The following is a 21,085-nucleotide window of genomic DNA, read 5'->3' on the forward strand; positions in this document are numbered from 1 at the left end:
TTAGGCTCGCCGCCGGCTCCCCGTCCGCGGTGACCACCGCCCGAGCGGCGTGCACCGCTGGGCCGCGGAGGCCGTACCGAACCGCCCGAGAGGACCTCCGATGACCACGCCGAACGTGCTCGGCGAGCGCTACGAGATCGGTGGCGTGCTGGGCCGCGGCGGCATGGCCGAGGTGCACCACGGACGTGACCTGCGCCTGGGGCGCGAGGTGGCGGTGAAGGTGCTGCGCCACGACCTGGCCCGCGACCCGTCGTTCCAGGTGCGCTTCCGGCGCGAGGCGCAGGCATCCGCGTCGCTGAACCACCCGGCGATCGTCGCCGTGTACGACACCGGCGAGGACCGCACGCCCACCGGCGCCACCCCGTACATCGTCATGGAGTACGTGGAGGGCGAGACGCTGCGCGACGTGCTCCGCCGCGAGGGCCGGCTGCCCATCGAGCGGGCCATGAGCCTGGCCGCCGACATCTGCGGCGCGCTGGACTTCAGCCACCGGAACGGCATCGTGCACCGGGACGTGAAGCCCGGGAACGTGATGATCACGCCGCAGGGCACGGTCAAGGTCATGGACTTCGGGATCGCCCGCGCGGTCTCCGACTCCGCGGCCACGATGACCTCCACGGCGGCGGTGATAGGGACCGCCCAGTACCTCTCCCCCGAGCAGGCCCGCGGCGAGGGCGTCGACGCCCGCTCCGACGTCTACTCGCTGGGCTGCCTGCTCTACGAGCTGGTCACCGGCGCGCCGCCGTTCACCGGTGACTCCCCGGTGTCCGTGGCCTACCAGCACGTGCGCGAGGACCCGCGGCTGCCGTCGTCGATCAACCCCGACGTGCCGCCGGAGCTCGACGCGATCCTGCTCAAGGCGATGAGCAAGAACCCGGCCAACCGGTACCAGTCCGCCGCGGACATGCGCAACGACCTGCTCCGGGCGCTGGCCGGGCAGCGGGTCGAGGCGACGCCGGTCATGGGTGACGCCGAGAAGACCGCCATCATCGGCGCCCCGGTGGGCGGCTACGCCAGCGGCTACGGCGACGACGACTGGGACGACGACGCCGACCGGCGCCGCAAGCGCCGGATCATCGCGATCGTGTCGGTGCTCGCCGTGCTGCTGCTCGGCGGGGCCATCGCCGCGGCCGTCGCGCTCAACGGGGGCGAGGACGCCCCGGTCGCCACCCAGGTCGCGGTGCCGCCGTTCTCCGGCCTGGACCAGGCCGCCGCCGAGCGGGCCCTCGCCGATGCGGGCCTCGTCCTCGGCGGCGTCGAGACCCAGGCGAGCGCCACCGTCCCCGAGGGGCAGGTCGTCGAGAGCGACCCGCGCAGCGGCGTGCAGGTCGAGGAGGGGTCGGCGGTCTCGCTGGTCATCAGCGGCGGCCCGGACACCGTGCTGGTGCCCAACGTCGTCGGGCTGACCGAGAGCCAGGCGCGGGCGAACCTGCAGCAGCAGGGCTTCACGAACATCTCGGTCCGGCCGGTCGACTCGATCGAGTACGACGAGGGCCAGGTCGCCGCCGTCACCCCGGCCGAGAACAGCCAGGCCGGCGAGGACGACGTCATCACGCTGAGCGTCTCCACCGGCACGATCGAGCTGCCGAACGTCGTCAACCGGTCCGAGGCCCAGGCGCGGGCCGCCCTGCAGGAGGCCGGCTTCGGCGCCGGCCAGATCCAGACGCAGGACGTCGAGCGCGACGACGTCGCTCCGGGCACCGTCGTGGAGACCGATCCGGCGGCCGGCCAGGACGTCGGCTCCGGCGACACCATCACCCTGGTGGTGGCCGTCCCGACGCCCGCGGAGGAGCCCACAACGCCCACCGCGCCCCCGGTGACCCCGACGACCACCCCTGCGCCTCCGGACCCTGCGGTCGAGACCGAGACCGAGACCGAGACCGAGGGCTGATCGACCGCAGGAACGCAGCAGGGCCCCCTCCCGCCCGGGAGGGGGCCCTGCTGCATCTGCGGGCTGCGTCGCGGCCCGGGGCGGGCTCAGGCGGTGGCGGAGGTCAGCCGCTGGGCGGTCGCCGTGGCGGCGGCCACCACGTCCTCGTCGGGCGCCAGGCCGCAGGCCGCCAGCCAGGTGGCCAGCATCCGGTGGCCACCCTCGGTGAGCACCGACTCCGGGTGGAACTGGACGCCCTCGATGGGCAGCTCCCGGTGCCGCAGGGCCATCACCAGCCCGGAAGGGGTGTGCCCGGTGACCTCGAGTTCATCGGGCACCGTCCCCGGGTCGACGGCGAGCGAGTGGTAGCGCGTCGCGGTGAACGGCGAGGGCAGCCCGGCCAGCACGCCGGAGCCCTCGTGGACCACCTGGCTGGTCTTGCCGTGCAGCAGCTCCGGCGCCCGGACTACCTCGGCGCCGAACGCCTCGGCGATCGCCTGGTGACCCAGGCAGACGCCCAGCACCGGGGTGCCCTGCTCGGCGGCGGCCCGGACCATGGGCACGGTCACGCCCGCGTCCGCCGGCGTGCCGGGGCCGGGGGACAGGAGCACGCCGGCGACGTCCAGGTCGGACAGCTCCTCGACGGTGACCGCGTCGTTGCGGCGCACCACGCAGCGGACGCCCAGCTGGCCCAGGTACTGGACCAGGTTGTAGACGAAGCTGTCGAAGTTGTCGACGACGAGGACCGGACGGTCGGCGGCGGTCATCGCGGTCGGGGCTCCTCGGAGGGCGGGCGGGCAGCGCGGGCACCTGCCGGTGCGCGACCGTCCGGCTAGCCGGCGTCCGCGTACTGCAGGGTCAGCCCGTCATCGTAGGCGGGCACGGTCACCTGGGGCCGGGCGCGTACCTCGAACTCGAGGCCGAACGCGTCGACGGCCTGCTCCAGGACGGCGATCTGCGGCGAGGCGTCCAGGGCCGCCTCCACCGCGGCGGCGTCGGCCACGGCGGTGATGACGAACGGTGGCGAGTAGGTGCGCCCCTGCAGCAGCAGCGTATTGCCGACGCAGCGCACCGCGGAGGTGGAGATCAGCCGCTGGTCCATGACCGCGACGCCGTCGGCTCCGGCGGCCCACACGGCGTTCACGACCGCCTGGACGTCGCTCTGGTGGATGACGAGGTCGTCGGGGCGGGCACCCCCGGGGAGGCTGCCGTCGGAGCGCTGGGGGGCGTCGTCGAGGGTGATGACCACCCCGGAGCCCTCCACCGGTGTCAGACCGGCGGAGGGAGCGCCCGCCTCGCCGACGGCCCGGGCCTCCGCGACGGCGCCGTCGCTGGTGGCCGCCTCCTGGGTGAGCAGCTGCACCCGCTGCTCGAGCCCGGTCAGCTGGCGGCCCAGCCGGGCGACCGCGGCGTCGCGCTGCTCCATCAGCTCGGAGAGCTGGGTGACCTCCCCGGCACGCAGATCGGTGCCCTGCGCGGTCCGCCCGGACGTGGCGAACAGCAGCCCGGCCGCCACGGCGACCACGGGCACCAGCACGCTCCAGCCGGACGGGCGCCGGCCGCGCAGCGGGGAGCGGAACACGAGCACCTCCTCCGGCGGGGACGGACGGCGGCACGCGCAGGTGCCGTACCACCGTCGTCGTCCCCGCGAAGTTTAGTCTGGGTGACAGATCCGGCCGGGGAGGACTGAGCCCGGCCCCGGGAGGGAGTACGCACGTGCCCAAGTCGAAGGTGCGCAAGAAGTCGGTGTACACGCCGCCGGAGGACGCGCTCCGCTCGCGGGGCGCGCAGGCCAAGGCGCTGCAGCCGAGCCCGCGCTGGTACGCGCCGGTGATGGTCACGCTGATGCTGCTCGGTCTGCTGTGGATCGTCGTCTACTACGTCGCCGGTGACCAGATCCCGTTCATGGTGTCGCTGGGGGCGTGGAACTTCGCCATCGGCTTCGGCGCGATGGTGGCCGGCTTGATCATGTCGATGCGCTGGCGCTGACGACCCGGCCGCACCGGCGCTCACGAGGCCCCCGTCCCTCCCTGGGACGGGGGCCTCGTCGCTTTCCCGGACGGCCTCCGGGCGCCGGGGGACGCTGTGCACAGCGACCGGCTGCGTCCACAGGTCGACATGGCGCCCCACCCCCAGGGTTGTCCACCGAGTGTGGAGGGACCGATCGGGTCCACTCGCCGGTGACCTGCGGTTTCTCCCCGCATGGGACGCGTGTGACGAGGGGTCCATCGCCGTAACTACAGCAGTGTGAGTCTGTCCCCAGCTGTGTACCCAGCTGTGGACGAGTCGACTTGTCCGTCTCCCGAGGCGGTGACCGCCGGCCTGCCTTACCCGCCCTGACCTGCGGTTACACCCCGCGCGGAGGCGCGGGGGGACGGACCTGTCCGGTCACATCCCGTTCCCGACCGTGCACGGACCGGCACGGATCTCCACAGCCGGCGATCGGGTCCTCGACCGCAGCGGCCCCACGACGACGCCAGCCCCCGGCCGGGCGGCCGGGGGCTGGCGGGGCACCGGGACGCCGGTGCGCGGCAGGGTCAGGCGTCGATCAGCTCGAGGATCGTCGCGTTCGCGGTGCCGCCGCCCTCGCACATCGTCTGCAGCCCGTAGCGGGTGCCGGTGGCCTGCATGTGGTGGACGAGCGTCGTCATGATGCGCGCGCCGGAGCCGCCCAGCGGGTGGCCCAGGGCGATGGCGCCGCCGAGAGGGTTCATCCGTGCCGGGTCGCCGCCGATGTCGGCCGCCCAGGCCAGCGGCACCGGGGCGAACGCCTCGTTGACCTCGAAGACGCCGATGTCGTCGACCGACAGGCCGGAGCGGGCGAGCACCTTCTGCGTCGCCGGGATGGGGGCGGTGAGCATGATGACCGGGTCGTCGCCGGCCATGACCGTGGTGTGGATCCGCACCAGCGGGCGCAGCCCCAGCTCGCGGGCCTTCTCGCTGGTCGTGACCAGGAGCGCGGCCGAGCCGTCGGAGATCTGGCTGGCGTTGCCGGCGCTGATCACGCCGTCCTCCTTGAACGGCGTCTTCAGCGAGGCCAGCTTCTCCAGCGTGCCGCCCGACCGGATGCCCTCGTCGGCGCTGATCACGGTGCCGTCGGCGAGGGTCACCGGGGCGATCTCCTCGTCGAAGGCGCCGTCGGCCTGGGCCTTGGCCGCCTTCTCGTGCGAGGCCAGCGCGAACTCGTCGAGCTGGGTGCGGGAGAAGCCCCAGCGCTCGGCGATCATCTCGGCGCCGATGCCCTGGTTGGGAAAGACCCCGTCGTAGCGCTCGAGGAACCGGGGGCCCAGCGGCTTGCCCGCCACGCCGTCGGCGCGGGCGGAACCCATCGGCACCCGGCTCATGGACTCGACGCCACCGGCGACGACGACGTCGGCCTGCCCGCTGATGACGGTGGCGGCGGCGAAGGCGACCGCCTGCTGGGAGGAGCCGCACTGCCGGTCGATCGTGGTGCCCGGCACCGACTCGGGCCAACCGGCGGCCAGCGGGGCGTTGCGGCCGATGTTGAACGTCTGCTCGCCGACCTGGCTCACGCAGCCCCAGAAGACGTCCTCCACCACGGCCGGGTCGATGCCCGAGCGCTCCGCGAGCGCGTTCAGCACGTGCGCGGAGAGATCGACGGCGTGCACGCCGGACAGACCTCCCCCGCGCTTGCCCACCGGTGTACGGACGGCGGCACAGATGACGGCATCACGCATGGACCCACTCCTCGTCGACGACGGTCCGGCGCGGCCGGGATTCGGCCACCCCGCTGCGATCGTATGTTCCACGTCACCCCTGGCAGGCTGGCGGCGTGCACTGGTCCCCTCCCGCCTACGTCCCCGCCGTCCTCCTGGCGGGTGCGGTGCTGCTCGGCGCGACCACCCTGCTGCTGGACACGCCCGGCCGGGTGCTGGTGGGCGGGGCGGCGCTGCTGCTGGTCGCGCTCGCCGCCCGGGAGGCGGTGCTGCGCCCGCGGCTGCGCGCCGGGCCGGACGGCGTCGCGGTGCGCACGCTCACCGGTGCCCGCGTGCTGCCCTGGGCGCTGGTCCGGGTGCGCGTCCGCAGCGCCCGGAGATGGGGGACGACGGTACGCACGCTGGAGTTGGAGACGGACGGGACCGCGGACGACGACGGCGTCCTCGTCGTCCTAGGCCGGTGGGACCTCGGCGCCGACCCGGAGATCGTGGCCCGGGAGCTGGAGCGGGCCGCTCCGGGCCGGGCGTAGGCACGCCCCGGCGGCTCAGCCCACCGTGCCCGTGGGCACACCCAGGGCGAGGGCGAGGAGAACCAGGACCAGCACCGCCAGGCCGGCGGCCTGAAGCCCCGTCCGCCGGCGGGTGAGCACGATCAGCCCGGCGACGGCCGCCCCGGTGACGAGGCCGCCGAGGTGCCCGAGCAGCGAGACGCCGGGCAGGAAGCTGATGAAGATGTTGATCCCGAGCAGGACCAGGATGCCCCGCACGTCCTGCCGGCGGACCACCATGAACACCCCCAACGCTCCCAGGAGGCCGTAGATGGCCGTCGAGGCCCCCGCCACGGGCCGCAGGGGGTCACCGAGGAGCTGGATGGCCGTGGAGCCGCCCAGGGCAGCCACGAGGTAGAGGGCCAGGTAGCGCCACCGGCCCAGCTGCCGCTCCAGCTCGGAGCCGAAGACCAGCAGCGCCAGCATGTTCAGCGCCAGGTGCAGCAGGCCGATGTGCAGGAACGCCGCGGTGAGCAGCCGCCAGGGCTCGCCGAACTCGACGGCCAGCGGGTACTGGGACAGGTCGGCGAAGACCGGGGAGCGGTAGTTCTCGAGCGGCGCGTTGCCCGCCAGCCCGGCCGAGACCGCGGTCACCAGGAACATGACGACGTTGATCGCGATGAGCGTCAGCGTGACCGTGCCCCAGCGGGAGGCGGCCGCGCGCAGCCCGGAGCCGCGGCGCGGTGCGCGGACCGTGGCCGCGCCTTCCCGCACGCAGGCGGGGCACTGGAAGCCGACCGACGCCGGGATCATGCAGTCGGGGCAGATGGGACGGCCGCACCGCGTGCACGAGATGCCCGTGGGCCGCTCGGGGTGGCGGTAGCAGACCGGGGGCGGGGGTGCGGGCTGGTCGCCCGCACCCCCGCCGTGCGGTTCCGTGGTCAGCTGCGCTGCACCTCGACGGACTCGATCACGACGTCCTCGGCCGGGCGGTCGTTGCGGCCGGTGGGGACGGCGGCGATCCGGTCCACGACGTCGCGGCCGGCCTGGTCGGCGACCTCACCGAAGATGGTGTGCTTGCCGGTCAGCCACGACGTGGGGGCGACGGTGATGAAGAACTGGGAGCCGTTCGTGCCCGGGCCGGCGTTGGCCATGGCCAGCAGGTAGGGCTTGGTGAACGCCAGGTCGGGGTGGATCTCGTCGCCGAACTGGTAGCCGGGGCCGCCGATGCCCTGACCCAGCGGGTCACCGCCCTGGATCATGAAGCCGGAGATGATCCGGTGGAAGACGGTGCCGTCGTAGAGCTTGTCCGTCGTCTTCTCGCGGGTCGCGGGGTGCGTCCACTCGCGGGCACCCTCGGCGAGATCGGCGAAGTTGGCGACCGTCTTGGGGGCGTGGTCGGGGAACAGGTCCACCGTGATGTCGCCGTGGTTGGTGTGCAGGACCGCGCGGCGGGCGGGAGTCGATTCAGTCACGGCTCCACTCTCCCACCGTCGCGCCGGCCGGGTGTCGCGGGCCCGGTTTCACGTGGAGCAGGACGCCTCGGCGTCATGCGTGGAGACGAGGGGAATCGAACCCCTAACCCCCGCCTTGCAAAGGCGGTGCTCTGCCAATTGAGCTACGTCCCCGGGTGGCCCGAGGGCCGGTGGTTCAGCGGGTAGGGGTGCTGACCGCCCCCGGACCGCTGGTGGCCTCGTGCCACAGGTCGGCCTCGTGCTTGCCGGTCGATCTCTTGCGGACGGCGGCAAGGGCGCCGGCCGCGGCGGCGGCGAGCGCCAGCTTCTTCAGCACGCGGAGAACCTCCTCGAGCGCTTCGCTCGCCGCGGAGGCGACGTGCGCGGGGGCGCGGAGCCGGAGCTCCGGCACACGGGTGGGCCTGGGAGGACTTGAACCTCCGGCCTCATCCTTATCAGGGATGCGCTCTAACCGCCTGAGCTACAGGCCCGTGAACCTCGAAAAGCGTACCTGACCCGCTGTCTCCGCCCGCAGGGGGCCCACCCGCACGGGGTGCCCCCTGTCCGCGCCCGATCGCTGCGCGCCGCTCTAGGGGTGTTCCTCGTGCTCCCAGGCTCCTGCAGGACTCCCCGAGCGCGAGATGGACCCCCAGAGCGCGCCTGCACGACTGACACGCTCGTCGCAACTGGGGACGGCACCTGGCCGCGGTGTCGTCCGGAGGACGACAGAGTGCTCAGTCCCGCTCGGAGAGGGTGACCTCGAGGCCGCCGACCAGGTCGGAGCACAGGTTGTAGATGAACGTCCCCACCGTGCACAGCGCGGTGAGCAGGACGACGTTGATGGCGCCGATGACCGCGGCGCCACCGAACACCACACCGGGCGTCAGCAGATCGCCGGTGTCCTCCGACCCCGAGGCGCTGCCGATCTGCCCGAACAGGTCGTTGACGGCGTCGAAGACACCGAGCCCGTTGAGCACGAGGTACAGCAGGCCGACGGCGACCATCCAGATGAAGAAGAGCGCGATCGACAGCACCAGCGAGATCTTCAGCGCCGACCACGTGTCGATGTGACGGAGCTGCAGCCGCGCCCGGCGCGGGCCACGGCCGGACAGCTTGCCGCGGGCGGGCTTGGGCGCCGCTGCGGCGCCGTTCACCGGGCCGGTCGCGCCGTCACCGAGACCCAGACCACCGCTGGAGCCGTCCGCCGGGCCGGTGGGGTCCGGGGTGGCTGCGGTCGCCGGCGTGGAGCCGGTCTGCGCCGCACCGCTACCGGTCTCCGGGCCGACCGGCTGGGCGGCCGCGGGCGCCGCACCTGTGCCCTGGGCCCGCTGGGCGCCGGTGGTCGGGATGGACTGCGTCGCGGAGGCGTTACCGCCGGCGGACGCACCCTCCACCGGAGCACCGTCCCCGGCCCGGGAGTCGCTGCGCACCGAACCCTGCGTCCGGTCGCTCATACAAGTCTCCCGTTCCCCGGCGGCGGTGCCGCTCCCTCGATGCCCGCCTCCGCGGCGACCCCGTGAGGGCGCCACGGAGCCGCGGTCGCATGCCTGTCTGACCACTCACCCTAGGCCGCAGGTTCGTCGTTGTCCGTCGTACGCGCAATTGCCACGATGGTGACGTCTTCCGGCAAGTTCATGAGCTTGACACCCATGGTGGCGCGATCCTTGTTGTGGCGCACGCCGTTGACCGGCGTACGGATGACCCCACCGCCGGAGGTGATCGCGTAGAGCTCGTCGCCGAGGGTGACGACCAGGGCGCCGACGAGAGCCCCCTTCCGCGCCTTCGGGTCGGCGGTGAGCACGCCCTTGCCGCCCCGGCCCTGGTTCGGGTAGTTCTCGATGCCCGTCCGTTTGGCGAACCCGCGCTCGGTGGCGACGAGGACGTCGACCCCCTCCTGCGCGACCATCATCGACAGCAGCCGGTCGTCGTCGGTCAGCGAGATGCCGCGGACGCCCTCGGTCGCCCGCCCCATCGGTCGCAGCGCGGCGTCATCGGCCTTGAACCGGATCGACATGGCCTTCCGGGTGACCAGGAGCAGGTCCTGCTCGGGGTCGATCAGCGCCGCGCCGACGAGCTCGTCGCCGTCGCGCAGGTTGATGGCGATGACGCCGCCCTGGCGCGGGGAGTCGAAGTCGGTCAGCCGGGTCTTCTTGACCTGGCCCTTCGCCGTGGCCAGGACCAGGTACGGGGCGACCCCGTAGTCCTTGATCTGCATGACCTGGGCGATCTTCTCGTCCGGCTGGAAGGCCAGGATGTTCGCCACGTGCGCCCCGCGGGCGGTGCGGTTGGCCTCCGGCAGCTCGTAGGCCTTCGCCCGGTAGACCCGGCCCTTGTTCGTGAAGAACAGGATCCAGTCGTGGGTGGAGCCCACGAAGAAGTGGTCGACGAGGTCGTCCTGCTTCAGCTGGGCGCCCATCACGCCCTTGCCACCCCGGCGCTGCGACCGGTAGAGGTCGCTCTTAGTCCGCTTGGCGTACCCGGTGCGGGTGATGGTGACGACGACCTCCTCCTCGGCGATGAGGTCCTCCATGGAGACGTCGCCCTCGTTCGCGACGAACTGGGTGCGCCGGTCGTCGCCGTACTTCTCGACGATCTCGGCCAGCTCGTCGCGGACGATCTGCCGCTGCCGCTCGGGCGAGGCGAGGATGGCCTCGAGGTCGGCGATCCGGGCCTCGATCTCGGCGAGCTCGTCGATGATCCGCTGCCGCTCCAGGGCCGCGAGCCGGCGCAGCTGCAGGTCCAGGATCGAGACGGCCTGGATCTCGTCGACGTCGAGCAGCTCCATCAGGCCGGTGCGCGCGGCGTCGGCCGACTCGCTGCTCCGGATGAGGGCGATGACCGCGTCCAGCTGGTCGAGCGCCTTGGCGTACCCGCGCAGGATGTGCGCGCGCTCCTCGGCCTTGCGCAGGCGGTAGCGGGTGCGCCGCTGGATGACCTCGATCTGGTGCAGCACCCAGTTCCGCACCAGCTCGTCGAGGCGCAGCGTGCGCGGCACGCCGTCGACGATGGAGAGCATGTTGCAGCCGAAGGAGGTCTGCAGCTGGGTGTGCTTGTAGAGGTTGTTCAGCACGACCTTGGCGACGGCGTCGCGGCGCAGCGTGATGACGAGCCGGCGGCCGACCCGGTCGCTCGACTCGTCGGCGATCTCGCTGATGCCCTGCAGCCGGCCCTCCTTGACCCCCTCGGCGATCGCCTCGGCCAGGTTGTCCGGGTTGACCTGGTAGGGCAGCTCGGTGACCACCAGCTGCACCCGGCCACGACCGTCCTCCTCGACGGTGACGACGGCGCGCATCCGCACCGAGCCCCGACCGGTGCGGTAGGCGTCCTCGATCCCCTCGCGGCCGACGATCAGGCCGTGGGTCGGGAAGTCCGGGCCCTTGATCCGCTCCATGCACGCGGTGAGGGCCTCCTCGGCCTCCGCCTCGGGGTGGTCGAGCATCCAGAAGACGGCGGCGGCGACCTCGCGCAGGTTGTGCGGCGGCATGTTCGTCGCCATGCCGACCGCGATCCCGGCCGAGCCGTTGATCAGCAGGTTCGGGATGCGCGCGGGCAGGACGACGGGCTCCTCGGTGCGGCCGTCGTAGTTGCCCTGGAAGTCGACGGTCTCCTCGTCGATGCCGGCCAGCATCTCCATGGCCAGCGGCGTCAGCCGGCACTCGGTGTACCGCATGGCGGCCGCCGGGTCGTTGCCCGGGGAGCCGAAGTTGCCCTGCCCGTCGATCAGCGGGTAGCGCATGGACCAGGGCTGGGCCAGCCGGACGAGGGCGTCGTAGATCGCCGAGTCACCGTGCGGGTGGTAGTTACCCATCACCTCGGCGACCGGGCGGGCGCACTTGACGTACCCGCGGTCGGGGCGGAACCCCTGGTCGTACATCGCGAACAGCACGCGCCGGTGGACCGGCTTGAGGCCGTCACGCACCTCGGGCAGCGCGCGCCCGACGATCACGCTCATCGCGTAGTCGATGTAGCTGCGCTGCATCTCCTGCTGGAGGTCGACCGCTTCGACGCGGTCGCGGGGTGGGGTCTCCGTCACGGTTCAGGTCTCCACAGGTCGGTGCACAGAGGTGGACAAAGGTGCTGGTCAACCGGGGCGTCAGGCGGCGGTGGGGAGGTGTTCACCCGACCGCCGCCGGCGCGCCGGTCAGACGTCGAGGAAGCGGACGTCCTTGGCGTTGCGGGTGATGAAGCTGCGCCGGGCCTCGACGTCCTCGCCCATGAGGATGCTGAAGATCTCGTCGGCCGCGGCGGCGTCCTCGAGGGTGACCTGCCGCAGGATCCGGGTCTCCGGGTTCATCGTGGTCTCCCACAGCTCGCTGGCGTTCATCTCGCCGAGCCCCTTGAACCGCTGGATCATCTCGTCCTTGATCTTGCGGCCGCCCTCGACGCCGGCACGCACGACCGCGTCGCGCTCCTTGTCGCTGTAGGCGTACTCGTCACCGACCTTGCCACCCCACTTGATCTTGTAGAGCGGGGGCTTGGCCAGGTAGACGTACTGGCCCTCGACCAGCGGGCGCATGAACCGGAACAGCAGGGTGAGCAGCAGCGTGCTGATGTGCTGGCCGTCGACGTCGGCGTCGGCCATCAGCACGATCTTGTGGTACCGGAGCTTCGAGATGTCGAACTCGTCGTGGATGCCGGTGCCGAACGCGGTGATCATCGACTGGACCTCGGTGTTCTTGAGCACCCGGTCGATGCGCGCCTTCTCGACGTTGATGATCTTGCCTCGGATGGGCAGGATCGCCTGGTACATCGAGTCGCGGCCGGACTTCGCCGAGCCGCCGGCCGAGTCGCCCTCGACGATGTAGACCTCGGAGTTGCGCGGGTCGGTGGAGCGGCAGTCGGCCAGCTTGCCGGGCAGTCCGCTGACCGAGAGCAGGCTCTTGCGGGCCAGCTTGCGGGCGTCCTGCGCCGCACGGCGCGCGCGGGCGGCCGAGGCGGCCTTGGTGATGATCGTCTTCGCCTCGGTCGGGTTGGCCTCGAACCAGTGGCCGATCTGCTCGTTGCACACCCGCTGCACGAAGCCCTTGACCTCGGTGTTGCCGAGCTTGGTCTTCGTCTGGCCCTCGAACTGCGGGTCTCCGAGCTTGACCGAGACGATCGCCGCCAGGCCCTCGCGGATGTCGTCGCCGGTGAGCTTGTCGTCCTTCTCCTTGAGCAGCTTCTTCTCCACCGCGTAGCGGTTCACGATGGAGGTCAGCGCCGCCCGGAAGCCTTCCTCGTGGGTGCCGCCCTCGTGGGTGTTGATGATGTTCGCGAAGGTGTGCACCGACTCGGAGTAGGCGTCGGACCACTGCATCGCGACCTCGAGCGACATCGCCGTGTCGTTCTTGCCCACGCCGTCGGCGGCGAAGCCGATGACGGACTTGTGGATCGCGCTCTTGCGCTTGTTCAGGTGGGCGACGTAGTCGACCAGGCCGTTCTCGTAGCGGTAGGTGACCTCGGTGGGCTCGAACGCCTCGCCCTCGGCCTCGACCGGCGCGGCCGCCTCGGCCAGCGACTCCTCGCCGATGCCGGTCTCGGCCTTGCCCTGACCGGGGCGCTCGTCGCGCACGATGATGGTCAGGCCCTTGTTCAGGAAGGCCATCTCCTGCAGGCGCCGGCTGATCGTGTCGAACGAGTACGTCGTCGTCTCGAAGATCGAGGGGTCGGCCCAGAAGGTGATCGAGGTGCCGCGCTTCTTCGTCGGGCCGACCTGCTCCAGCGGGCCGGGCTTGGCCTCGGTGTAGGTCTGGTGCCACTCGTCGCCGTTGAGCCAGACGCTGACGTCCAGCCGCGTGGAGAGGGCGTTGACGACGGTGACGCCGACGCCGTGCAGACCGCCGGAGACGCCGTAGCTCTTGCCGTCGAACTTCCCGCCCGCGTGCAGGACGGTCATGATCACCTCGACGGTGGGCCGCTTCTGGACCGGGTGCATGTCCACCGGGATGCCGCGGCCGTTGTCCTCGACCCGGACCCCGCCGTCGGCCAGCAGCGTCACGCGCACGGTGTCGCAGTAGCCCGCCAGCGCCTCGTCGACGGCGTTGTCGACGACCTCCCACACCATGTGGTGCAGGCCGCGCTCACCGGTCGAGCCGATGTACATACCGGGGCGCTTGCGCACCGCCTCGAGCCCCTCGAGGACGGTGATGGAGCTGCCCGAGTAGGCGGACTCGGTCTGGGGTGCTGCGACCACGTGGGGCCTTCCTCTCGAGCAACCGGCGACCTCGGGCCCCGACTCGGGGGACGGGGGCGGAACGGCGCAGAACGGCGCTCAGCCGGTTGCTGACGGTTTCCAACCGAGACGATACCGCGAGGTCTGACAGGAACAGCGCCGTCCACGCCCTGACGTCGTGTCTGCGCGTCTCCCGGGAGGTCCGCCACCATCGATCCTGCCCCCCGGGTCGACACGCCGTCGTCGGCCCGATGCGCGGCCCGGAGGGCCGGACGGGCGCGACGGCGGGGGCGCACACTCGGCCGCATGGCATCCCCCGACGTCCCGCCGGCCCCCGCGCCGGCGGGCCCCCCGCTCACCTGCCTGGTCACCGGGGCCACCGGGTACGTGGGCGGCCGGCTGGTGCCCGAGCTGCTCGCCGCCGGCCACCGGGTCCGCGTCATGAGCCGCTCGCCGGAACGGCTGCGGGACCACCCGTGGGCCGGGAACGTGGAGATCGTGCGCGCCGACGCCGGCGACGCGGCATCGGTCGCCGAGGCGTGCACCGGGGTCGACGTCGTCTACTACCTGATCCACGCGCTGGGCTCGGGCCCGGAGTTCGAGGCGGCCGACCGGCACACCGCGACGGTGATGGCGCGGGCCGTGCGCGAGGCCGGGGTCGGCAGGCTGGTCTACCTGAGCGGGCTCGAGCCCGAGGACGAGGAGCTCTCGCCGCACCTGCGCTCGCGGGCCGAGGTCGCCCGGATCCTGCTCGGCTCCGGCGTCCCGACGGTCGTGCTGCGCGCTGCCGTGGTGCTCGGGTCCGGGTCGGCCTCGTTCGAGATGCTCCGGCACCTGACCGAGCGCCTGCCGGTGATGGTCACCCCGCGCTGGGTGCACAGCCGTATCCAGCCGATCGCGATCCGCGACGTGCTGCGCTACCTCGTGGCCTGCGCCCGGCTGCCGGCCGACGTGCACCGCTGCTTCGACGTCGGCGGCCCGGACGTCATGAACTACGCGGAGATGATGCAGCGGTACGCCCGGGTCGCCGGCCTGCCGCGGCGCCGGATCCTGCCGGTGCCGATCTTCACGCCGTCGCTGTCGAGCCACTGGGTCGGCGTGATCACCCCGGTGCCCGCCGGCATCGCGCGCCCGCTGGTCGAGTCGCTGCGCAACACCGTCGTCTGCGCCGAGCACGACATCGCGGAGTACGTGCCCGATCCGCCGGAGGGCCTGCTCGGGTTCGACGAGGCCGTCCGGCTGGCCGTCAAGCGGGTCCAGGACTCGGCGGTGTCCACCCGCTGGGCCTCGGCATCGGTGCCCGGCGCCCCCTCGGACCCGCTGCCCACCGACCCCGGCTGGGCCGGCGGCAGCCTCTACCTCGACGAGCGGGTCCGTCCGGTGGCGGCTGCGCCCGAGGACGTCTGGGCGGTCGTCGAGGGGATCGGCGGGGATCGCGGCTGGTACTCGTGGCCGCTGGCCTGGCGGGTGCGCGGCTGGCTCGACCGGGCGGTCGGCGGGGTGGGGCTGCGGCGCGGCCGTCGCGACCCCGACCGGCTCTACGTCGGCGACGCCCTCGACTTCTGGCGGGTGGAGGAACGCGAGGAGGGGGAGCTGCTGCGGCTGCGCGCGGAGATGCGGGTGCCGGGCCTCGCCTGGCTGGAGTTCCACGTGGAACAGGACGCCGAGACCGGGGGGACGGCGCTGCGCCAGCGGGCCACCTTCGCGCCCCGGGGCCTGTTCGGGCACCTGTACTGGTGGGCGGTCGCGGCGTTCCACGGGTTCGTCTTCGGGGGCATGCTCCGCGGGATGGCCCGCGCCGCCGAGCGACGTCGCTGACCGGCGACCGCCTTCCTGGCTCACCGCACGGGGTCCTGGCTCACCACCGGTGCTGAGCCAGGACCCCGGACGACCAGGTCACCTGATCATCACGGGCGTCAGACGAGCAGCTGGGCGGCGGCGAGCTCCCGGTAGAGCGGGCTGCTGTCGACGAGCTCGGCGTGCGTCCCGCGGGCGACGACCCGCCCCTCGTCGAGCACCACGATCTGGTCGCTGTCGAGCACGGTGGACAGCCGGTGGGCGACGACCAGCAGCGCGCGGCCGGACGACGCCGCGGCCAGCGTCGCCCGCAGCAGCCCCTCGTTGCGCGCGTCCAGGCTGGCCGTCGGCTCGTCGAGCAGCAGCAGCTCCGGCCGCGCCAGCAGCGAGCGGGCGATGGCCAGCCGCTGCCGCTCGCCGCCGGAGAGCAGCACCCCCTCGTCGCCGACGAGGACGTCGAGCCCGCGCGGCGACCGCCGGACGACCTCGGTGAGGCCGACGTCGGCGAGCACCGCCCACAGCTCGGGGTCGGTGGCGTCGGGGCGGGTCAGCAGCAGGTTGTCCCGCACCGTCCCGGCCAGCACCGGCGCCTCCTGCTCGACGTAGCCCAGCCGCGCGCGCAGCCCCGCACGCGGGAGGTCCCGGACGTCGGTACCGGACCAGCGGATCGCCCCGCCGGTGAGCGGGTAGAAGCCCTCGATCAGCGTCAGGACCGTGGACTTGCCCGCACCGGACGGGCCGACCAGGGCCACCCGGCTGCCGGCCGGGACCTGCAGCGACACCCCGCGCAGCACCGGGGTGCCGTCCGGGTAGCCGAACGAGACGTCGTCGAGCTCCAGCAGCGGCGCCCCGCCGGTGCGGACGACCGGAGCACCGCCGCCGGCCCGCTCCGGGCGCTCGTCGTCCTCCGGGTCCAGCCGGAGGACCTCCTGGATGCGGGAGAGGGCACCCAGCCCGGTCTGCAGCTGGGTCCAGGCGCTGATCGCCTGCCCCAGGGGCATGACCAGCAGGAACAGGTACAGGATGAAGGCGACGAGGGCCGACACGGAGATGGTCCCGTCGGCCACCCGGTAGCCGCCGACACCCAGCACCGCCAGGAACGCGCCCTGGACGGCGATGGAGCCGGCCGGGGAGACCAGCGCCTCGAGCCGGGCCACCTGCACGCCCGCCTGGTAGGCGCGCCGGGCGCTGGCGCCCACGGTCGCCACCTCCCGCGCCGTCGCCCCGCTGGCCCGGATCGTGCGGACCGCCGACAGCGCCCGCTCGACGGCGGCGGTCATCGCGCCGACCTCCTCCTGGGCCCGCCGGGAGAGCCGCCGCACCCCGCGCGACGCGAGGACGGCGGTCACCGCACCGATCGTGACGGCCAGGACGGTGACCAGCAGCAGCCAGACGTCGACCACGGCCATGGCCACCAGCGCGCCGACGCCGACCACCGCCGAGCCCGCCACCTCGACGACGCCGGAGGTCACCGTCGCCCGCAGCAGCGTGGTGTCCGAGCCCACCCGGGACATCAGGTCGCCGGTGCGCCGGCGGTCGTACTCCGCCACCGGCAGCCGCAGCAGCCGGTCGGTGAGGGTCAGCCGGGTGGTGAGGACGACGCCCTCGGCCGTCCGCTGGAGGACGAACTGCTGGAGCGCGCCCAGCGCCGAGGCCAGCAGCAGGACCACGACCAGCAGCCCCACCGCGGGCAGCAGCGGCTCACCCGCACCGACGACGTCGATCACGCGGGCGACCAGCGCCGGCTGGGCCAGGGCGCCGGCCGCACCGAGCAGCGACAGCCCGGCGGCCAGCAGGAACGAGCGGCGGTGGGGCCGCAGCAGCGGCAGCAGGTCCCGGAGGCCCACGCCGGTGTCGGGGCCCAGGTCCGGGACCGCGGTGGCCACCCGCTCCGGCTCCCTCAGGCGCCGGCGGCGAGGGCGCCGGCGATGGCCGTGAGCAGGCGCGAGTGGTGCTCCAGCAGCTCCGGCCGGTGCCCGTCGGGCCGGACCGCGGCCACGTAGCCGGCGCCGGACCAGAACTCGTCGCCGTCGTCGCTGCCGAGCAGGAGGCCGCGCACGGCCGGGTCCTGGACGAGCCGCCGCAGCCGCGGGTCGTCCTCCGCGGCCAGCAGCAGCCAGCGGGCGTCGAAGGCCTCGTCGCCGCTCGGCATGGGCATCATGCCGCCGGTGCGGTGCCGCCAGAACCGGGCCGGGCTGAGCCGGAAGCCGGGCACGCTGCCCAGCATCGGGAAGGCGGTCACCGCGTACTCCGGGACGACGCCGCGCCGCTCCACGAAGACGATGTCGAACGCCACCAGCTCCAGCCCGCCGGCCCGGCCGCGCAGCACGTTGCCGGCGCGGTGCTCCTTGGTGGCACGGACCGGCGAGGTCGCGATCAGCTCGGCGAGAGCGGCGTCCTCGGGAGCGGTGCCGTCGGACACCGTCCAACCGTGCTGCAGCGCCCAGCCCTGGGCGCCGACGAGGTCACCCCCGTAGGAGAACACCCGCTCCACGGCGCCCGGCTTCCGGCGGCGGCCGAACAGGCCGCCCCCGCGGGCCGGCGGCTCGACCGGCGGCGGGGCGTCCTGGGGGCCCGGGGCCGGCGGTTCGACCGGCGGAGGGGCGTCCTGGGGGCCCGGGGCCGGCGGCTGCTGCGCCGGACGGGTCGGCTCCACGGCAGGCAGGTCCCAGCCCGGGGGCTGCCAGGCCTGGCCGGCGGGCTGCTCGTCCCGGGGCTTCTTCCGGCGGTCGACGAAGTTGGGGCGGTCCTCGTCGTCGTCGCCTCCGGCGCCGGAGCCGAGGTGCGGCGGCTCGCGCCAGCCGCGGCCGCCGTCGTCGTCGAAGCCGTCCCGGTCACCGTCGCGGGGGGTGCTCATCCCTGCATCGTCCTCCCGGCGCCGGCCCGTCCGGCGGGCGCCTCATCCGTAGGTGTCGCGGGGCCCCCGCCCACGCACGGAGCGCGGGCCCTTCTTCCAGCTGGGAGCCGTCGGACCGACAACGCGCAACGTCCGCACGACGTCCCCGCCGACCTGGGCACGCAGCTTGCCGAGGATCGACGGTGCGAGCAGGCGCAGCTGGGTCGCCCAGGCGGTGGACTCGGCGACGACGAGCAGTTCGCCCTCGGTGAGGGTCTCCGGCCGGCAGTGCGAGGCGATGTCCGGTCCGACGATGGTGTCCCACCGGCCGAACACCGAGCCCACCTTCGTACGCGAGGACCAGTCCTCCGAGCTGACCAGCGAGTCGACCAGGCGGCCCAGCGGCTGGGGGTCGTCGGCGCCCGGCCGGGGCCCGCTCCAGGCGCGCCGCGGGCCGGCGATGCGCCGGCGGGTCGGCTTCGGTCGCGCGGCGGAGGCCGCGCGGGCGGCCTCCAGGGCGGCGCGCGCGATGTCGCTGGGCCGCGCCGGCCGGTCGTCGCTCATGGCATGCCCCCCTCGCCCACCGGGATCGCATCTTTCACGACCAGCGCCATCCCGCCGCCCACCTCGACGCGCGTCTCCCGGAGCTCGGCCGGCACGTCGTCGATGACCGCCGCGGTGATCAGCGTCTGCTCGGCCGACCGTGCGACCTCGGCGAGGGCGGCCCGCCGTTCGGCGTCGAGCGTGGCGAAGACGTCGTCGAGGATGAGGATGGGGTCCTCGCCGTCGCTCCGGAGCAGCGCGAAGGTGGCCAGCTTGAGCGCCAGGGCCAGCGACCAGCTCTCGCCGTGGCTGGCGAAACCCTTGGCGGGAGCGGGGCCGAGGTGGATCACCAGGTCGTCGCGGTGCGGCCCCACCAGCGTCATGCCCCGGTCCAGCTCGTCGCCGCGGCGCTCGGCGACCCGGGCCCGCATCGCCTCGGTGAGCTCGGCGGCCGAGGGCAGCTCGTCGCCGGTCCGCAGCGCGGCGCCGTCCCCGGCCGACGGCACGGTCGAGCTGTAACCCAGGCCCGCCACCGCAGCACCCTCCCCGGCGACGCCGGCGTAGGACTCGGCGACGTGCGGCGCCAGGTCGGCCACCAGCCGGAGCCGGGCGGCCAGCAGCTGGCCGCCGAGGTCGGTGAGGTGCCCGTCCCAGACGTCGAGGGTCTCCATCGCCTTGCCGCGGGCCAGGCGGGCGGTCTTCAGCAGCGCGTTGCGCTGCTTGAGCACCCGCTCGTAGTCGCTGCGCACGCCGGCGAGGCGGGGCGTCCGGGTGGCGAGCAGCTCGTCGAGGAAGCGGCGCCGCTCGGTGGGGTCGCCGCGGATCAGCGAGAGGTCCTCCGGCGCGAACAGCACCGTGCGCACCAGCCCGAGGACCTCGCGCGGGCGGGGCAGCGCGGCCCGGTTCACCCGCACCCGGTTCGCCCTGCCCGGGTTGATCTCGATCTCGACGAGCAGCTCCCGGTCACCGCGGCGCAGCGCCGCGCGGACCACCGCCTGAGCCGCACCGTGACCGACCAGCGGGGCGTCACCGGAGACCCGGTGGCTGCTCATGGTCGCGAGGTAGCCCACCGCCTCGACGAGGTTGGTCTTGCCCTCGCCGTTGCGGCCGACGAACACCGTCGGACCCGGCCCCAGGGCCAGGTCCACCCGGTCCCAGCTGCGGAAGGAGCCGACCTGCAGGTGCCTCAGGTACACCTCAGCACCCGTGGTGGGTGAGTGGAACGGCCCCCGTGCAGGGTCCCGGCACGAGCCTGCGGGTGGTGGGGGGCACGGGGGTCCTTCCTCACGCCGGCCGCTCGGCCTCCTGCGCCTGGACGGCGCGCACCGAGTGCCCGCCGAACTGGTTGCGCAGCGCGGCGACCGCCTTCATGGTCGGGGAGTCCTCCTGCCGGGAGGAGAAGCGGGCGAACAGCGAGGCCGCGATGGTCGGCACGGGGACGGCGTTCTCGATCGCCTGCTCGACGGTCCAGCGGCCCTCGCCGGAGTCCTCGGCGTAGCCGCTGATCTGGTCGAGCTCCGGGTCCTCGTCCAGCGCCCGGACCAGCAGGTCGAGCAGCCAGGAGCGGATGACGGTGCCCTGCGTCCAGGAGGCAATCACGCCCGGGACGTCCTCGACGAGGTCGACGGCGGCCAGCAGCTCGTAGCCCTCGCCGTAGGCCTGCATGAGCGCGTACTCGATGCCGTTGTGGACCATCTTGCTGAAGTGGCCGGCGCCCACCGGCCCGGCGTGCACGAACCCGGCGCCGGGCATCTCCTGCCCGGACTCGTCGTGCGGTGCCGGCGGCTTGAGGGCGTCGAAGATCGGCTGGGCCTTCGCGACGTCCTCCTTCGTCCCGCCGACCATCAGGGCGTAGCCGTTCTCCAGACCCCAGACGCCGCCGGAGACCCCGGCGTCGATGTAGCCGATGCCCTTCTCGCGCATCATGACGTCGTGCACCTGGTCGTCGGTGTACTTCGAGTTGCCGCCGTCGATCACGACGTCGCCCGGGCTGAGCAGCTCGCCCAGCTCCTTGATCGTCGCCTTCGTCGGGTCACCCGCGGGCACCATCACCCACACGACGCGGGGCGCCTCGAGCGCCTCGATCAGTGCGGGCAGGCTGTCGACGTCGCGCTTGCCGGGAGCGTGGTCGTATCCCACGATCTCGTGCCCGGCGCGGCGCAGCCGCTCGGCCATGTTGCCGCCCATCTTGCCCAGCCCGATCAGCCCCAGCTGCACGGTCCCGCCTCTCTCCGCCGTCGTGGTCGCGATCCATCGTGCTCGTGCCGGG

At 73.4% G+C, this 21,085-nt stretch carries 18 protein-coding genes and 2 tRNA genes; 4 read left to right on the forward strand and 16 right to left on the reverse strand.

All coding sequences use genetic code 11. From position 1 onward, the window contains the following. Positions 1–100: 100 nt before the first annotated feature. Positions 101–1,891 (forward strand): Stk1 family PASTA domain-containing Ser/Thr kinase, encoded by a 1,791-nt coding sequence (pknB, locus tag O2W17_RS09560; protein WP_269192197.1) that lies wholly within the window; start codon positions 101–103, stop codon positions 1,889–1,891. A gap of 86 nt (positions 1,892–1,977) precedes the next feature. Here the strand turns inward: pknB and O2W17_RS09565 are convergent, their stop codons facing one another. Then, entirely contained in the window at positions 1,978–2,637 is a 660-nt protein-coding gene (locus O2W17_RS09565; protein ID WP_269192198.1) for an aminodeoxychorismate/anthranilate synthase component II, read from the reverse strand. Between the two features lie 65 nt (positions 2,638–2,702). Then, positions 2,703–3,452 (reverse strand): DUF881 domain-containing protein, encoded by a 750-nt coding sequence (locus O2W17_RS09570; RefSeq protein WP_269192199.1) that lies wholly within the window; start codon positions 3,450–3,452, stop codon positions 2,703–2,705. Between the two features lie 134 nt (positions 3,453–3,586). Here O2W17_RS09570 and crgA point away from each other — a divergent pair, with 134 nt between their 5' ends. Further along, positions 3,587–3,859, forward strand: a complete 273-nt coding sequence (crgA, locus tag O2W17_RS09575; RefSeq protein WP_269192200.1) for a cell division protein CrgA — start codon at positions 3,587–3,589, stop codon at positions 3,857–3,859. 548 nt (positions 3,860–4,407) lie between these two features. Here crgA and O2W17_RS09580 read toward each other — a convergent pair. Beyond that, complete coding sequence (locus tag O2W17_RS09580; protein WP_269192201.1) at positions 4,408–5,568, reverse strand: thiolase family protein; 1,161 nt, start codon at positions 5,566–5,568, stop codon at positions 4,408–4,410. Between the two features lie 95 nt (positions 5,569–5,663). On the opposite strand from O2W17_RS09580, the gene O2W17_RS09585 reads away from it, so the two are divergent. Continuing rightward, a complete protein-coding gene (locus tag O2W17_RS09585) occupies positions 5,664–6,077 on the forward strand; it encodes a PH domain-containing protein (RefSeq protein WP_269192202.1) in 414 nt (137 codons plus the stop codon). A 15-nt stretch (positions 6,078–6,092) separates the two neighbouring features. Here O2W17_RS09585 and O2W17_RS09590 read toward each other — a convergent pair whose 3' ends face one another. The 8 genes from O2W17_RS09590 to gyrB all read right to left on the reverse strand — a co-directional run bounded on the left by O2W17_RS09590 (position 6,093) and on the right by gyrB (position 13,661). Then, complete coding sequence (locus tag O2W17_RS09590) at positions 6,093–6,848, reverse strand: rhomboid family intramembrane serine protease (protein WP_269192203.1); 756 nt, start codon at positions 6,846–6,848, stop codon at positions 6,093–6,095. A 128-nt stretch (positions 6,849–6,976) separates the two neighbouring features. Beyond that, positions 6,977–7,510 carry a peptidylprolyl isomerase gene (locus tag O2W17_RS09595; protein WP_269192204.1) on the reverse strand — a complete coding sequence of 178 codons (534 nt, stop codon included), beginning with the start codon at positions 7,508–7,510 and terminating at the stop codon, positions 6,977–6,979. An 80-nt stretch (positions 7,511–7,590) separates the two neighbouring features. After that, positions 7,591–7,663 (reverse strand) — tRNA-Ala (locus O2W17_RS09600). 22 nt (positions 7,664–7,685) lie between these two features. Continuing rightward, a complete protein-coding gene (locus tag O2W17_RS09605) occupies positions 7,686–7,826 on the reverse strand; it encodes a DLW-39 family protein (protein ID WP_269192205.1) in 141 nt (46 codons plus the stop codon). 80 nt (positions 7,827–7,906) lie between these two features. Further along, a tRNA-Ile gene (locus tag O2W17_RS09610) sits at positions 7,907–7,980 on the reverse strand. Positions 7,981–8,223: 243 nt separating this feature from the next. Next, on the reverse strand, positions 8,224–8,943 hold the full coding sequence (locus tag O2W17_RS09615) for a DUF3566 domain-containing protein (protein WP_269192206.1): 720 nt from the start codon (positions 8,941–8,943) through the stop codon (positions 8,224–8,226). 110 nt (positions 8,944–9,053) lie between these two features. Continuing rightward, positions 9,054–11,522 (reverse strand): DNA gyrase subunit A, encoded by a 2,469-nt coding sequence (gene gyrA, locus O2W17_RS09620; protein ID WP_269192207.1) that lies wholly within the window; start codon positions 11,520–11,522, stop codon positions 9,054–9,056. Positions 11,523–11,630: 108 nt separating this feature from the next. Beyond that, positions 11,631–13,661 (reverse strand): DNA topoisomerase (ATP-hydrolyzing) subunit B, encoded by a 2,031-nt coding sequence (gene gyrB / locus O2W17_RS09625; protein ID WP_269192208.1) that lies wholly within the window; start codon positions 13,659–13,661, stop codon positions 11,631–11,633. A gap of 285 nt (positions 13,662–13,946) precedes the next feature. Here gyrB and O2W17_RS09630 point away from each other — a divergent pair, with 285 nt between their 5' ends. Beyond that, complete coding sequence (locus tag O2W17_RS09630) at positions 13,947–15,458, forward strand: SDR family oxidoreductase (RefSeq protein ID WP_269192209.1); 1,512 nt, start codon at positions 13,947–13,949, stop codon at positions 15,456–15,458. Positions 15,459–15,556: 98 nt separating this feature from the next. Here the strand turns inward: O2W17_RS09630 and O2W17_RS09635 are convergent, their stop codons facing one another. The 5 genes from O2W17_RS09635 to gnd all read right to left on the reverse strand — a co-directional run bounded on the left by O2W17_RS09635 (position 15,557) and on the right by gnd (position 21,033). Continuing rightward, a complete protein-coding gene (locus tag O2W17_RS09635; protein ID WP_269192210.1) occupies positions 15,557–17,323 on the reverse strand; it encodes an ABC transporter ATP-binding protein in 1,767 nt (588 codons plus the stop codon). Positions 17,324–17,337: 14 nt separating this feature from the next. Beyond that, a complete protein-coding gene (locus O2W17_RS09640) occupies positions 17,338–18,294 on the reverse strand; it encodes a hypothetical protein (protein WP_269192211.1) in 957 nt (318 codons plus the stop codon). Between the two features lie 42 nt (positions 18,295–18,336). Further along, positions 18,337–18,837 carry a DUF721 domain-containing protein gene (locus O2W17_RS09645; protein WP_269192212.1) on the reverse strand — a complete coding sequence of 167 codons (501 nt, stop codon included), beginning with the start codon at positions 18,835–18,837 and terminating at the stop codon, positions 18,337–18,339. Further along, positions 18,834–20,012: a DNA replication/repair protein RecF gene (gene recF / locus O2W17_RS09650; protein ID WP_269192213.1), complete on the reverse strand. Its 1,179-nt coding sequence runs from the start codon at positions 20,010–20,012 to the stop codon at positions 18,834–18,836. The genes O2W17_RS09645 and recF overlap by 4 nt, the downstream gene beginning before the upstream one ends. Positions 20,013–20,100: 88 nt before the next feature. Continuing rightward, positions 20,101–21,033 carry a phosphogluconate dehydrogenase (NAD(+)-dependent, decarboxylating) gene (gnd, locus tag O2W17_RS09655; RefSeq protein WP_269192214.1) on the reverse strand — a complete coding sequence of 311 codons (933 nt, stop codon included), beginning with the start codon at positions 21,031–21,033 and terminating at the stop codon, positions 20,101–20,103. Positions 21,034–21,085: the final 52 nt, after the last annotated feature.

The sequence above is a fragment of the Blastococcus sp. VKM Ac-2987 genome (assembly GCF_026967805.1).
Taxonomy (GTDB): Bacteria; Actinomycetota; Actinomycetes; order Mycobacteriales; family Geodermatophilaceae; genus Blastococcus.